General features: G+C 70.0%; 12 protein-coding genes. 7 read left to right on the top strand and 5 right to left on the bottom strand.

The features are described from left to right. The first annotated feature begins 37 nt into the window (after positions 1 to 37). Positions 38 to 523: an energy transducer TonB gene (locus K0H49_RS24770; protein WP_219218299.1), complete on the top strand. Its 486-nt coding sequence runs from the start codon at positions 38 to 40 to the stop codon at positions 521 to 523. 12 nt (positions 524 to 535) lie between these two features. Here K0H49_RS24770 and trmB read toward each other — a convergent pair whose 3' ends face one another. The 4 genes from trmB to K0H49_RS24750 all read right to left on the bottom strand — a co-directional run bounded on the left by trmB (position 536) and on the right by K0H49_RS24750 (position 4,326). Next, positions 536 to 1,315, bottom strand: coding sequence for a tRNA (guanosine(46)-N7)-methyltransferase TrmB (gene trmB / locus K0H49_RS24765; RefSeq protein WP_219218297.1), 780 nt, complete (start codon positions 1,313 to 1,315; stop codon positions 536 to 538). Beyond that, positions 1,312 to 2,208, bottom strand: a complete 897-nt coding sequence (gene gluQRS / locus K0H49_RS24760) for a tRNA glutamyl-Q(34) synthetase GluQRS (protein ID WP_219218295.1) — start codon at positions 2,206 to 2,208, stop codon at positions 1,312 to 1,314. The genes trmB and gluQRS overlap by 4 nt, the downstream gene beginning before the upstream one ends. 19 nt (positions 2,209 to 2,227) lie before the next feature. Continuing rightward, the gene (locus K0H49_RS24755; RefSeq protein ID WP_219218293.1) at positions 2,228 to 3,298 is read right to left on the bottom strand and encodes an NAD(P)/FAD-dependent oxidoreductase; all 1,071 of its coding nucleotides are present in this window, start codon (positions 3,296 to 3,298) and stop codon (positions 2,228 to 2,230) included. A 74-nt stretch (positions 3,299 to 3,372) separates the two neighbouring features. Continuing rightward, on the bottom strand, positions 3,373 to 4,326 hold the full coding sequence (locus K0H49_RS24750; RefSeq protein WP_219218284.1) for a LysR family transcriptional regulator: 954 nt from the start codon (positions 4,324 to 4,326) through the stop codon (positions 3,373 to 3,375). 144 nt (positions 4,327 to 4,470) lie between these two features. On the opposite strand from K0H49_RS24750, the gene K0H49_RS24745 reads away from it, so the two are divergent. The 4 genes from K0H49_RS24745 to K0H49_RS24730 all read left to right on the top strand — a co-directional run bounded on the left by K0H49_RS24745 (position 4,471) and on the right by K0H49_RS24730 (position 7,292). After that, positions 4,471 to 5,172: a pirin family protein gene (locus tag K0H49_RS24745; RefSeq protein ID WP_219218282.1), complete on the top strand. Its 702-nt coding sequence runs from the start codon at positions 4,471 to 4,473 to the stop codon at positions 5,170 to 5,172. A 167-nt stretch (positions 5,173 to 5,339) separates the two neighbouring features. Beyond that, entirely contained in the window at positions 5,340 to 5,777 is a 438-nt protein-coding gene (locus tag K0H49_RS24740) for a DoxX family protein (protein ID WP_219218280.1), read from the top strand. A gap of 29 nt (positions 5,778 to 5,806) precedes the next feature. Beyond that, positions 5,807 to 6,361, top strand: a complete 555-nt coding sequence (locus K0H49_RS24735; RefSeq protein WP_219218269.1) for a flavodoxin family protein — start codon at positions 5,807 to 5,809, stop codon at positions 6,359 to 6,361. A gap of 13 nt (positions 6,362 to 6,374) precedes the next feature. Then, positions 6,375 to 7,292 carry a pirin family protein gene (locus tag K0H49_RS24730; RefSeq protein WP_219218266.1) on the top strand — a complete coding sequence of 306 codons (918 nt, stop codon included), beginning with the start codon at positions 6,375 to 6,377 and terminating at the stop codon, positions 7,290 to 7,292. Positions 7,293 to 7,422: 130 nt separating this feature from the next. Here the strand turns inward: K0H49_RS24730 and K0H49_RS24725 are convergent, their stop codons facing one another. Further along, positions 7,423 to 8,208 carry a sulfurtransferase gene (locus K0H49_RS24725; protein WP_374122412.1) on the bottom strand — a complete coding sequence of 262 codons (786 nt, stop codon included), beginning with the start codon at positions 8,206 to 8,208 and terminating at the stop codon, positions 7,423 to 7,425. Positions 8,209 to 8,344: 136 nt separating this feature from the next. Here K0H49_RS24725 and K0H49_RS24720 point away from each other — a divergent pair, with 136 nt between their 5' ends. Both K0H49_RS24720 and dnaE read left to right on the top strand, forming a co-directional pair. Beyond that, on the top strand, positions 8,345 to 9,400 hold the full coding sequence (locus tag K0H49_RS24720) for an Ldh family oxidoreductase (protein WP_219219162.1): 1,056 nt from the start codon (positions 8,345 to 8,347) through the stop codon (positions 9,398 to 9,400). Between the two features lie 57 nt (positions 9,401 to 9,457). Further along, a complete protein-coding gene (gene dnaE, locus K0H49_RS24715) occupies positions 9,458 to 13,009 on the top strand; it encodes a DNA polymerase III subunit alpha (protein ID WP_219218262.1) in 3,552 nt (1,183 codons plus the stop codon). Positions 13,010 to 13,091 lie beyond the last annotated feature (82 nt).

Raw genomic sequence — 13,091 nt, 5'->3', positions numbered from 1 at the left:
GCCTCGGGCCGCATCGGCCTCCTTCCGATAATGCGGGATGTCCTCCCGTTCACTCCCGACGCCGATCCTCTCGGCACTCCTGCTCTCCATCGTGCTGGCCGGCTGCACGATGCCCCGGAAACCTCCGATCGACGACGAGGCGCCCACGCCGTCCGCGGGACCGATCGCGCATCCGCCGACGATCGCCGTCGAGCAGGCTGCGCCCCCGGTGGTCGCCGTGGCCCCTGCGCCGCCGCCGGCCCAGGCGGCTGTCGTGCTGCCCGTGCCGCTGCGCCGGCCGGCGCCGGTCTTTCCGGCGGCACTGACCGAGAGCGGCATCGACGGCACGGTGGTGGCGAGCTTCTTCATCGACACGCAGGGCGTGCCCGAGACCGTGCGCATCCTGCGCACGCCGCACCCGTTGTTCGATGCGGCCGTGGTCGAAGCGGTGCGCCAGTGGCGTTACGAACCCGCGCGCGATGCCCAGGGGCGTGCCGTGCGCCACCAGGTGCAGGTGCCGTTCCGCTTCCGCCTCGAGGACTGAAGCGGCCGCGCCTCAGGCGCGCTGGAACACCAGGTCCCAGACGCCGTGGCCCAGCTTGAGGCCGCGGTTCTCGAACTTGGTGAGCGGCCGGTAGTGCGGCTTCTCGGCATACGCCTCGGCCGTGTTGCGCAGCAGCGGCTCCTGCGACAGCACCTCGAGCATCTGCTCGGCGTAGGGCTGCCAGTCGGTCGCGCAGTGCAGATAGCCGCCGGGCTGCAGGTGCTGAGCCAGCTTGGTCACGAACTCGGCCTGGATCAGGCGGCGCTTGTTGTGCCGCTTCTTGTGCCAGGGGTCGGGGAAGAAGATGTGGACGCCGGCCAGCGTGCCGGGCTGCAGCATGTGGTCGAGCACGTCGACCGCATCGTGCGCGCAGATCCGGATGTTCGGGATCGACTGCTCGCCGATGCGCTTGAGCAGCGCGCCCACGCCGGGTTCATGCACCTCGCAGCACAGGAAGTTGGTCTCGGGCAGCACGGTCGCGATGTGCGCGGTCGCCTCGCCCATGCCGAAGCCGATCTCCAGCACCGTCGGGGCGGCACGGCCGCCGAAGGCCGCTGTCAGGTCCAGCGGTTCGGGCGTGTAGGGCAGCAGGAACAGCGGGCCCAGTTCGGCGAACGCGCGCGCCTGGCCGTCGGTGGTGCGGCCCGCGCGCTTCACGAAGCTCTTGAGGCGGCGGTGCAGCGGATGCGGCAGGGACGCGTCGGGGCTGCTGTCGCCAGGGGCGCCATCGTCGGTGGCGGGCGCGTCTTCGCTGGGCGGGAGGTCGTGGGGCACGGTGTCGGGGAAGTTCATGAGGGCCGCGAATTGTAGAGAGCGCGCCATTCGGGCACCCAGCCGCCCAAGGCGGCCGCGCAATCCAGGGCCGGGGTGGGGCGCAGGCCCAGCACGCGCGCGGCCCGATCGAGCGCGGCCAGGGCCGCCTGCGGCGTGCCGGTGTCGAGCGCGCTGGCGCCGTTCTGCTTGGACAGCTTGTCGCCGTCGGCGCCGCGCACCAGCGGCGTGTGCAGGTAGCTGGGCGTGGGAAAACCGAGGGCGCGCTGCAGCAGGATCTGGCGCGCGGTGTTGTCGGCCAGGTCTTCGCCGCGCACCACGTCGGTCACGCCCTGTTCGGCATCGTCGACCACCACCGCGAGCTGGTAGGCCCAGGGTCCGTCGGCACGGCGCAGCACGAAGTCGCCGACCTCGCGCGCCACGTCCTGCTGCTGCGGGCCCAGCCGGCGATCGGTCCAGCGCACTTCGGCATCGACCTTGGACGTGGCGAAACGCCAGGCACGCGCGGGCTTGCCGTGCAGTCCGTCGCGGCAGGTGCCGGGATAGACGCGCTCGCCATGGCGCTCGGGCGCCTGGCCGAGCCGCGCCAGCGCCTCGCCGATGTCCTTGCGCGAGCAGCCGCAGGGGTAGGCCAGCGCTTCGGTGCGCAGCGCCTCCAGCGCGGCTTCGTAGCGCGCGGTGCGCTGGGTCTGCCAGACCGGCGCCTCGTCGGGCCGCAGGCCGCAGGCGGCCAGTTGCCGCAGCATGTGCGTGCCCATGCCGGGCAGGCAGCGTTCGGTGTCGGCATCCTCGATGCGCACCAGCCATTGCGCGTTCGGGCCGCGGGCGCGCACGTCGAGCCAGCTGGCCAGCGCGGCGACCAGCGAGCCCGCATGCAGCGGGCCGGTCGGGGAAGGGGCGAAGCGGCCGCGCATGCGGTCGGCGCGGCGGGCGCTAGATCACCGCCAGGGCCAGCGACAGGCCCGACAGGAAGGCATCCTCGACCCTGTGCCCCATGCACCAGTCACCGGCCAGGCCGATGCGGGTCTTGGCGTCCCACAGGTGCGGCTTGCCCAGCGGGGCCTGGGTCTGGGCTTCGGGCCAGCAGCGGGCACGTGCGTAGCTGGGCGTGGCGTGGATGCCGGTGATCTCGGAGAAGGCGCGCAGCAGCTTGGCCTCGACGCGCGCGGCGTCGTCGCGCAGGTGTTCCTGCGACCAGGTCGGGCTGGCCTGCAGCGTCCAGCGCTCGACCGGCTCGCGGCCCGGCTTGGACGACTCGCGCGCCAGCCAGGCCACGCGGTGGTGTGTGCTGCGCGCCGCGTTCCATTGCGGGCCCAGGTGCGGCAGCGTGGGCTGGCTGGCCTGGGGGAAGGCGATCATCAAGGTCCAGCAGGGCGAGGCCTGCACCTTGGCGATGTTGCGCTCCAGCGTGGGCGCGATCTTGCTGCGGCCCAGCAGCAGGCGCGCACGCGCAGGCGGCACGGCCAGCAGCACGGCATCGAAGCCGGAGTGCACCGGCGCCGCATCGCCCTCGGTGCGCAGCTGCCAGCGGCTGCGGTCGAGCGCGTCGGGCTCGATCTGCAGCACCTGGGCGCCGGTCACCAGGCGCTGGCCCAGCGGCTCGGCCCAGTGCGCCACCAGCGCGTCCATGCCGGGTTGGGCCACGTAGTGCGGGTCGCGCGCGGGCAGCGCGGCTTCGGCGACGCGGCCGTGCGGGTCGAGCACGCGCACCAGGTTGGCGCTCCAGGGGCGGCAGATCTTCGTGGCGGTCTGCAGGGCCAGCGCGAAACGCTCGTCGCGCACGGTGAAGTACTGGGCGCCGCTGTCGAAGCGGCCGAAGGCCGTCGATTCGCTGGTCATGCGGCCGCCGGGGCTCGCCTCGGCTTCGAACACGGTGACCTCGTGGCCGGCCTGCAGCAGCGTGCGCGCGCAGGCCACGCCGGCCATGCCGGCGCCCACGATGGCGAAGTGGCGGGGGGCGGTGGCGGGGTTTCGATGACGGTCGGCGGGCTGGGTGGTGCGCATGACGGGTCTCTTTCTGGGTGGCGAACGGTGACGGGGCGATGACGAGGCTGACTCTACATCGGCTTGCGCGATGCTCAGCGGCCGCGATGCCGTTCGAGCAGCGCGCGGCGCGTGCCTTCATGCTCGAACTGCGCCAGCCACCACTCGAGCGCGCGGCCCGGTGGCGCATTGCTGCGCACGCGCCAGGCCAGGTGCATCTGCCCCACGGGCTGGACGCGTTCGGTGCGCAGTTCGACCAGGTGGCCGGCCTCGATGTAGGGCCGTGCCATGGGTTCGGGCAGGAAGCCGCCGCCCAGGCCGTGCAGCTGTGCCGACAGCTTGGCCTGCATGGTGGGCACGGTCAGCACGTCCTGTCCGCCGATCAGGTTGACCGTCATGCGCGGGCCGGCGCGCGAGGAGTCGGCCGCGGCCACCGCGCGGTGCGCGCGCAGCGTGGCGTCGTCGAGCGGCTGCGGCAGCGCCGCCAGCGGATGGTGCGGCGCCACCGCATAGACGAAGCGCAGCTCGCCCAGCAGCCGGGTGCGGATCGACGGCGCGGTGAAGCCCAGGGCGGCGGCGTCGAGCACCGAACCGACGGCCAGGTCGGCCTCGCCGCTGGCCAGCGCCTCGATGGTGCCGAGCAGCGTCTCGTCGCGCAGCTTGAGGCGCGTCGGCGGCTCGAGCGCGTAGAAGGCGCCCACCAGGTCGAGCATCGGGTCGCGCGCGATCACGCTGTCGATCGCGATGGTCAGCAGCGGTTCCCAGCCGGTCGCCACGCGCTTGACGCGGTTGGCCACGGCCTCGACGTCGCCCAGCAGGCGCGGCGCCTCGCGCATCAGCTCGGCGCCGGCCTCGGTGAGCCGGGCCTGGCGCGCGCTGCGGTCGAACAGCAGCACGTCGAGCGCGTCCTCGATCTGGCGCACCCGGTAGCTCAGCGCGCTGGGCACCAGGTCGAGTACCCGGGCCGCGCCCGCAAAGCTGCCGGCGCTGACCACCGTCTGCAGCATGGCGAGCGCCTCGGGCGTCAGGACATCGCGGGCATTGGGCATGGTTTTTCGTTCATTCAAAAAAATTGAATGGTGCCATCAAACGCGGGCCACTGCAGGACCGATCCGGCGCCCTAAAGTTACAGACATCCGCTGCGCACACGGCGCGGCTCTTCGAAAGAGGCCCCAGGGCCCAGGAGTTCAACGATGTTGACGATTCGCAAATCCCAGGAACGTGGCTACGCCGATCACGGCTGGCTCAAGTCCTTCCACAGCTTTTCCTTTGCCGGCTACCACGACCCGGCGCACATGGGCTTCGGCAACCTGCGCGTGATCAACGAAGACCGCGTCGCGGCCGGCGCGGGCTTCGGCACCCATGGCCACAAGGACATGGAAATCATCAGCTATGTGCTGTCGGGCGAACTGGCGCACAAGGACAGCATGGGCAACATCGAGAGCATCCCGCCCGGCGACGTCCAGCGCATGAGCGCGGGCCGCGGCGTGATGCACAGCGAGTTCAACCACAAGAAGGACGAGACCACGCACTTCCTGCAGATCTGGCTGCTGCCCAACGAACGCGGCATCGCACCCGGCTACGAGCAGAAGCAGTTCGACGCGGCCGACAAGCGCGGCCGGTTGCGGCTGGTGGCCTCGCCCGACGGCAGCGAGGGTTCGGTCACGGTGCATGCCGATGCGCGGCTCTACGCCGGGCTGCTCGATGGCGACGAGACGGCGGCGCTGACGCTGGACCCGGCGCGCAAGAGCTATGTGCACCTGGTGCGCGGCGAGCTCGAGGTCAACGGCCGCAAGCTGGTGACCGGCGACGCCGCGATGCTCGAAGGCGAGGCGCAGCTGGCATTGGCCGGTGGCAAGGATGCCGAAGTGCTGGTGTTCGATCTCGCCGCCTGAGAACGAGCGAATGAACCTGCTGCGCACCCCGATCCCGCATCTGCGGTCCTCACCGCACGGGAGTGCGGCTCCGGTCCTCGATGCAGGCTCGGGGCGCTCGCGACGGTTCCTTCGCCCGTTCTGACCCGTTTTCTCTCTTTTCATTTTTTCAACCGAGGAGTTTTTTCATGTCCACCATCACCGCCACCCGCCCGACGGGCGTCACCACCTCCGGCAGCCAGGACGTCGCCGCGCTCGTCGGCCGCATCCTGCTGGCCGCGCTGTTCGTCCCTGCCGGCTTCGGCAAGCTGATGGGCTTTGCCGGCACCGTCGGCTACATCAGCTCGGTCGGCCTGCCGCTGCCGCAGGTCGCGGCCGTGGTCGCGATCCTTGTCGAACTGGGCCTGGGCCTGGCGCTGCTGGTCGGCTTCAAGACGCGCTGGGCCGCCATCGGCATCGCGCTGTTCACGCTGGTCGCCACCTTTTCCTTCCACAACTACTGGGCCATGGCCGCCGACAAGGCCTTCGTGAACCAGCTGATGTTCTTCAAGAACATCGCCGTGGTCGGTGGCCTGCTGGTCGTCTGGGCCTTCGGTCCGGGCCGCCTCAGCATCGACAAGCGCTAAGCTGCGCCTTATTTTTCGAGAGGATTCCCATGCCCCGCATCGCCGTCGTTTTCCATTCCGGCTATGGCCACACCCAGCGCGTGGCGCAGGCGGTGGCGGACGGGGCGGGTGCCGAGCTGATCGCCATCGACGCCGACGGCAACCTGGCCGCCGGCGGCTGGGAAACCCTGGCCGCAGCCGATGCGATCGTGTTCGGCTCGCCGACCTACATGGGCGGCGTGAGCTGGCAGTTCAAGAAATTCGCCGATGCCTCGTCCAAGGTCTGGTACGCCGAAGGCTGGAAGGACAAGTTCTTCGCGGGCTTCACCAACAGCGCGACCATGAACGGCGACAAGGTCACGACGCTGGGCTATCTCTGGACCCTGGCCATGCAGCATGGCGGCCTGTGGATCAGCATGGGCATCCATCCGGCCAACGACAAGGCCGCGCGCCGCGACGCGCTCAACTACGTGGGCGGCTACGGCGGCCTGCTGACGGTCTCGCCCTCCGACGCCAGCCCGGCCGAAATTTCAAAGGGCGACCTCGACACCGCGCGCGTCTTCGGCGAACGCGTGGCCCAGGTGACCGCTGCACGCACACCATGAAGGAACGATAGAAATGACTGCCCCCACGCTGCTTCGCCCCCACGACAAGGACCTCGGTGGCGGCTTCAAGGTCCGCCGCCTGCTGCCGTCGGCGCAGCGCCGATCGGTCGGGCCTTTCGTCTTCTTCGACCATTTCGGGCCGGCCACAGAGACGCCCGACACCCAGCACGACGTGCGCCCGCACCCGCACATCGGGCTGGCCACCGTCACCTATCTCTTCGAGGGCGCGATGATGCATCGCGACAGCCTCGGCAGCGTGCAGGAGATCCTGCCCGGTGCGATCAACTGGATGACCGCGGGTCGCGGCATCGTGCATTCGGAACGCAAGCCCGAACGCCTGCGCGGCGATGAATATGTCAACCACGGCCTGCAGCTGTGGGCCGCGCTGCCGCAGGCCTTCGAGGAGGTCGAGCCCAGCTTCACGCACACCGCGAACGATGCGATTCCCGAGGTCGACGAACAGGGCGCGCGGGTGCGTGTGCTGATCGGCGAGGCCTTCGGCCTGCGCTCGCCCGTCAAGACCTTCGCGCCCACGCTGTACCTCGACATCGCGCTGCCTGCGGGCACGTCCTTCGTGCTGCCGGCGCTGGCGCCCGAACTGGCGGTGTATCCGGTCGACGGCGATGTGCGCATCGACGGCGTGGCGGTCGAGGCCCACACCATGGCCTCGCTGCCGGCCGGGCAGGGCGCGACCTTGAGCGCCGACACCGCGGTGCGCCTGATGGTGATCGGCGGCGAGCCGCTCGACGGCCCGCGCTACATCACCTGGAATTTCGTCTCGAGCCGGCGCGAACGCATCCTGCAGGCCGGCGACGACTGGGCCGCGCAGCGCATGGGACAGGTGCCGGGCGAGACCGAGTTCATCCCGCTGCCGGGGCATCCGTTCCAGGTACAGAGTCCGGCGCCGGACACGGGGACCACGCCGGCCTGATTTTCTTTTCCCTCTCCCTTTGGGAGAGGGCAGGGTGAGGGCGGCGGCGGTCGCTCGACGATGCGCCTCTGCAGAGGCTGCATGCCCTCACCCCCTCCCTCTCCCCGGAGGGAGAGGGAGCAAGACAAGCTCAGCCCTTGATCGCCAGGTCCGGGTCTTCCGCGGCCCGCGCGCTGGCCGCGTTGCCGGTGGCGCTCAGGTCGGGCGCCAGCGTGCGGCGGCCGTCGAACACGAAGCAGTCGCCGCGGTAGTGCGCGCCGCCGATGGTCTCGAAGTACTTGAGGATGCCGCCCTCGAGCTGCAGCACGTTCTCCACGCCCTGTTCGCGCATCAGGATCGCTGCCTTCTCGCAGCGGATGCCGCCGGTGCAGAAGCTCACCACCGTCTTGCCCGCGAGCTCGTCGCGGTGGTCCAGCAGCGCCTGCGGGAATTCGGTGAATTTCTCGATGCGCCAGTCGATCGCGCCCTCGAAGGTGCCGTGGTCGACCTCGAAGGCGTTGCGCGTGTCGAGCAGCACCACTTGCTGGCCCGCATCGTCATGCCCCTGGTCCAGCCAGCGCTTGAGCGTCTCGGCCTCGACGCCCGGCGCGCGCCCCGCGGCCGGCTGGATCGCGGGATGGTCCATGCGGATGATCTCGCGCTTGACCTTCACCAGCATGCGGCGGAAGGGCTGTGCGGCCGACCAGCTTTCCTTGGTCTCGAGCGCGGCGAAGCGCGGGTCGGCGCGCAGTTCGTCGACGAAGGCCCGCACCTCGTCCGGCGCGCCGGCGAGGAAAAGGTTGATGCCCTCGGGCGCGAGCAGGATGGTCCCCATCAGCTGGCGGGCCTGCGCGCTGGCCAGCAGCACGGGTTTCAGGGTGAGGGGGTCTTCAATGGCGCTGAAGAGATACGCGGCGATGTTGAGGATGGGAAGCACGGGCGGAATTGTAGAAGCGCCGGGCGGCCGGCCTCGGCGCCAGATACTTGACCTGGCGCAAGGCGGGGCGTCTTCGGACGGCCTAGCATGGGCCTTTGCCCGTCCGGCGCCATTTCCTGGAAAACACCGCATGAGCATCCGCCTCGCCATCCCCGCCGCCCTGCGCTTCGTCGAGAACCTGCTGCGCAAGCAGGGCGTGCCCGAGGACATCGCCCGTGACGTGGCGCTGCACCTGGTCGAATCCGATCGCGTGGGCTACGCCAGCCACGGCGTCTCGATCCTGCCGGGCTACGCCAAGGCGCTGGCCGACGGCGAGCTCGACGGCAGCGCGCGGCCCGAACTGCTCAACGACACCGGCAGCCTGCAGGCCTGGCACGGCCACCGTGGCTTTGGCCAGTTCGTGGGCAAGCAGGTCATGGCCTCGGCCATCGAGGCCGCGCGCCGGCACGGGCACTGCATCGTGACGCTGCGCGACAGCCACCACCTGGGCCGCATGGGCCACTACGGCGAGCAGGTGGCGGCGGCCGGCATGGTGTTCATGGCCTTCACCAACGTGACGCACCGGCCGCCGATGGTCGCGCCCTTCGGCGGCGCGCAGGCGCGCATGACGACCAACCCGCTGTGCTTCGCGAGCCCGCTGCCCGACGGCCGGCCGCCGCTGATCGTCGACATGGCGACCAGCACCATCGCGCTCAACAAGGCGCGCGTGCTGGCCGACGAGGGCGAACCGGCGCCGACGGGCGCGCTGATCGACGGGCAGGGCCGGCCCACCACCGACCCGGCCGTGATGTTCGCCGACCCGCCGGGCGCACTGCTGCCCTTCGGCGGCCACAAGGGCTACGCGCTGGGCGTGGTGGCCGAACTGCTGGCCGGCGTGCTGTCGGGCGGCGGCACGATCCAGCCCGAGCATCCGCGCGGCGGCCTGGCGACCAACAACCTGTTCGCGCTGGTGTTCGACCCGGCGCGCGCGGGCGCGGCGGCCTGGCAGGCGCACGAGACCGGCGCCTTCATCGACTATCTGCTGTCCTGCCCGCCGCAGCCCGGCCTGGGCGCGGATGAGGGCGTGCAGTACCCGGGCGAGTACGAGGCGCGCAACCGGGCGCGCCATGCCACGCACATCACGCTGGGCGAGGGCGGCTGGAAGGCGCTGGCCGACCTGGCGGCGCGGCTGGGCGTCGACGGTACGCCCTAACACAATGCAGCCCCGCCCGCTCCCGGCGCGGGCGGCCCGGCTTCCTACAATGGCGCGATGTTTGTCCACCTGCGTCTGCACACCGAATTCTCCGTCGTCGACGGCACCAACCGCATCGACGAAGTCGTCGCGGCCGCCAAGGCCGACCGCCAGCCCGCGCTGGCCATCACCGACCTGAACAACCTGTTCGGCGGCGTCAAGTTCTACAAGGAAGCGCGCGGCGCCGGCATCAAGCCGGTGCTGGGCGCCGAAGTCTTCATCGAGGGCCTGGGCGCCGAGTCCGGCGCGCTGACCCGGATCATCCTGCTGGTGCAGAACACCGAGGGCTACCTGCACCTGTCCGAACTGCTGGCCCGGGCCTGGACGCAGAACGTCGGCCGGGGCCAGTCCCAGCCGGCCTGCAAGCTGGCCTGGCTGCAGGAACTCAACGGCGGCCTGATCGCGCTGTCGGGCGCGCAGGCCGGGCCGCTGGGCGCGGCGCTGCTGCAGGGCCAGGCCGAACGCGCGGGCGAGCTCGCGCTGCAGCTGGCCAGCCTGTTCCCGCACCGCTTCTACATCGAGCTCCAGCGCGCCGGCCGGCCCGAGGACGAGCCGCACGTGATCGCCGCGGTGCAGCTGGCCGCACGGCTCAAGCTGCCGGTGGTCGCCACGCACCCGGTGCAGTTCGGCGCCGCCGAGGACTACGAGGCGCACGAGGCGCGCGTCTGCATCTCCGAGGGCGAGATCCTGGGCAACCCGCGCCGCGTGCGCAAGTTCACCCGCGACCAGTACTTCAAGTCGGCCGCCGAGATGGAGGCGCTGTTCGCCGACGTGCCCAGCGCGATCGCCAACACGGTCGAGATCGCGAAGCGCTGCAACCTGACGCTGGTGCTGGGCAAGCCGCAGCTGCCGGACTTCCCGACGCCCTTCGTGTCCGAAGGCCAGCGCATGCCGATCGGCGACTTCTTCCGCCAGGAGTCCTTCGAGGGCCTGGAAGTCCGGCTCAAACACCTCTACCCCGACGTGGCCAAGCGCGATGCCGAGCGGCCGCGCTACGTGGCGCGGCTCGAGTTCGAGATCAACACCATCCTGGGGATGGGCTTCCCCGGCTACTTCCTGATCGTGGGCGACTTCATCCAGTGGGCCAAGGGCAACGGCTGCCCGGTGGGCCCGGGCCGGGGCTCGGGTGCGGGCTCGCTGGTGGCCTACGCGCTGAAGATCACCGACCTCGACCCGCTCGAATACAACCTGCTGTTCGAACGCTTCCTGAACCCCGAACGCGTCTCGATGCCCGACTTCGACATCGACTTCTGCCAGGGCAACCGCGACCGCGTGATCGACTACGTGAAGGACAAGTACGGCCGCAACGCCGTCAGCCAGATCGCCACCTTCGGCACCATGGCCGCGCGCGCCGCGATCCGCGACGTGGGCCGGGTGCTCGACATGAGCTACATGTTCTGCGACGGCATCAGCAAGCTGATTCCGAACAAGCCCGGCATGTCGGTCACGCTGCAATACCCGCCCGAGAAGAAGATCGAGGGCGACAAGAACAACTACGCCATCGAGATGGAGCCGCAGCTCAAGGAGCGCATCGAGAAGGAAGAGGAAGTCCGGATGCTGGTCGAGCTTGCGCAGAAGCTCGAAGGCATGACCCGCAACATCGGCATGCACGCCGGCGGCGTGCTGATCGCGCCGGGCAAGCTCACCGACTTCTGTCCGCTCTACCAGCAGCCGGGCAGCGACTCGGCCGTGAGCCAGTACGACAAGGACGACGTGGAGGCCGTGGGCCTGGTCAAGTTCGACTTTTTGGGCCTGGCCACGCTGACCATCCTGGAGATCGCACGCGAGTTCATCGTCAAGCGCCACAAGGGCCGCGAGAACTTCAACTACGAGGACATCAAGCTCGACGACGCCGCCACCTACCGGCTGTTCTCCGACGGCAAGACCGAGGCGGTGTTCCAGTTCGAATCGCGCGGCATGCAGGGCATGCTCAAGGACGCGCGGCCGACCCGGCTGGAAGACCTGATCGCGCTCAATGCGCTGTACCGCCCGGGCCCGATGGACCTGATCCCCAGCTTCGTGGCGCGCAAGCACGGCCGCGAGACCGTGGAGTACCCGCACCCGGCGGTGGCCGAGATGCTCTCCGAGACCTACGGGATCATGGTCTACCAGGAGCAGGTGATGCAGACCGCGCAGATCCTGGGCGGCTACTCGCTCGGCGGCGCCGACCTGCTGCGCCGCGCGATGGGCAAGAAGAAGCTCGAGGAGATGGCGGAGCACCGCGAGAAATTCCGCTCGGGCGCGCTCGCCACCCACGGCATCCCGCAGGACAAGGCCGACGAAATCTTCGACTTGATGGAGAAGTTCGCGGGCTACGGCTTCAACAAGTCGCACGCCGCCGCCTATTCGCTGCTGGCGTACCACACGGGTTGGCTCAAGGTCCACTTCACGGCCGAGTTCTACTGCGCGAACATGACCGTGGAAATGGACGACACGGACAAGCTCAAGCTGCTGTTCGAGGACGCGGTCAAGAACTTCGGCATGACCTTCGAGCCGCCGGACGTCAACCGAGGCAACTACCGCTTCGAGCCCGTGACCGACAAGGTGATCCGCTACGGCCTGGGTGCCGTCAAGGGCACCGGCCAGCTCGCGGTCGAGGCCGTGGTGCGGGCGCGGGAAGAGGGCGGGCCCTTCACCAGCCTCTACGACTTCTGCGTGCGCATCGACCGCCAGCGCATCAACAAGCGCACGGTCGAGGCGCTGATCAAGGCCGGCGCCTTCGACGCGATCCAGCAGAACCGCGCGTCGCTGCTGGCCTCGCTCGACCGGGCCTTCGAATTCGCCGCGGCCACGGCCGCCAACGCCTCGCAGGTCGACATCTTCGGCGACTGCGAGCACGGCTCGGCCTCGCAGGAGCCCGAACTGATCGATGCCACGCCCTGGGGTGTGAAGGAACGGCTGACCTACGAGAAGACGGCCGTCGGCTTCTACCTCTCGGGCCACCTGTTCGACGAAGTGGCGCACGAGGTGCGGCGCTTCTGCAAGCGCCAGATCGACGACCTGCTCGACGGCCGCGAGCCGCAGGTGATCGCGGGCATCGTGAGCGACATGCGCGTGATCAACGGCCAGCGCGGCCGGCTGGCGATCTTCAAGCTCGACGACAAGTCGGGCGCGATCGACGCCACCGCCGACGAGGCCGTGATGAACGCCAACCGCAACACGCTCAAGGACGACGAGCTGGTCATCGTCAGCGGGCGGCTGCAGCCCGGACGCAACGGCTTCGAGGCTCGTTTCCAGGTGCAGCAGGTCTGGGACCTGGCGGCGGCGCGCTGCCGCTTCGGCCGCTACCTGCGGGTGGCGGTCAACGGCAAGGCGCCGGACATCGCGCAGCTGGTCAAGGACTTCCCGCCGCGCATCGAGATGAGCGACGTGGGCGAGCTGCGCCAGGGGCTGCCGGTGCGGCTGACGATGGCGCGCGGCGGCGCCAAGGTCGAGCTCGAACTGGGCGAGCGCGCCAAGTTCTTTCCCAACGATGCGGCGCTGGCCAGCTGGACCGCGCAGGCCGAGGCCGGGAAGGCCGTGATCGTCTACGACGGAGCCGAGCGGCGCGGCACGGGCGTGCCGAAATAACTTGTTGCAGTTAGTAAAAAGGACTACATTCCAGCCCGCGCCATCCGGCGCAGCCGCGCGGCGCCATGCCCCGGCAAGCGAG

The organism is Variovorax boronicumulans (assembly GCF_019352895.1).
GTDB lineage: Bacteria > Pseudomonadota > Gammaproteobacteria > Burkholderiales > Burkholderiaceae_C > Variovorax > Variovorax boronicumulans_A.
This window is presented reverse-complemented; position numbering and strand designations above follow the sequence as displayed.

Coding starts and splice junctions, on each gene's coding strand:
- K0H49_RS24770 (WP_219218299.1), top strand. CDS start 38: ATGTCCTCCCGTTCACTCCCGACGCCGATCCTCTCGGCACTCCTGCTC.
- trmB (WP_219218297.1), bottom strand. CDS start 1,315: ATGAACTTCCCCGACACCGTGCCCCACGACCTCCCGCCCAGCGAAGAC.
- gluQRS (WP_219218295.1), bottom strand. CDS start 2,208: ATGCGCGGCCGCTTCGCCCCTTCCCCGACCGGCCCGCTGCATGCGGGC.
- K0H49_RS24755 (WP_219218293.1), bottom strand. CDS start 3,298: ATGCGCACCACCCAGCCCGCCGACCGTCATCGAAACCCCGCCACCGCC.
- K0H49_RS24750 (WP_219218284.1), bottom strand. CDS start 4,326: ATGCCCAATGCCCGCGATGTCCTGACGCCCGAGGCGCTCGCCATGCTG.
- K0H49_RS24745 (WP_219218282.1), top strand. CDS start 4,471: ATGTTGACGATTCGCAAATCCCAGGAACGTGGCTACGCCGATCACGGC.
- K0H49_RS24740 (WP_219218280.1), top strand. CDS start 5,340: ATGTCCACCATCACCGCCACCCGCCCGACGGGCGTCACCACCTCCGGC.
- K0H49_RS24735 (WP_219218269.1), top strand. CDS start 5,807: ATGCCCCGCATCGCCGTCGTTTTCCATTCCGGCTATGGCCACACCCAG.
- K0H49_RS24730 (WP_219218266.1), top strand. CDS start 6,375: ATGACTGCCCCCACGCTGCTTCGCCCCCACGACAAGGACCTCGGTGGC.
- dnaE (WP_219218262.1), top strand. CDS start 9,458: ATGTTTGTCCACCTGCGTCTGCACACCGAATTCTCCGTCGTCGACGGC.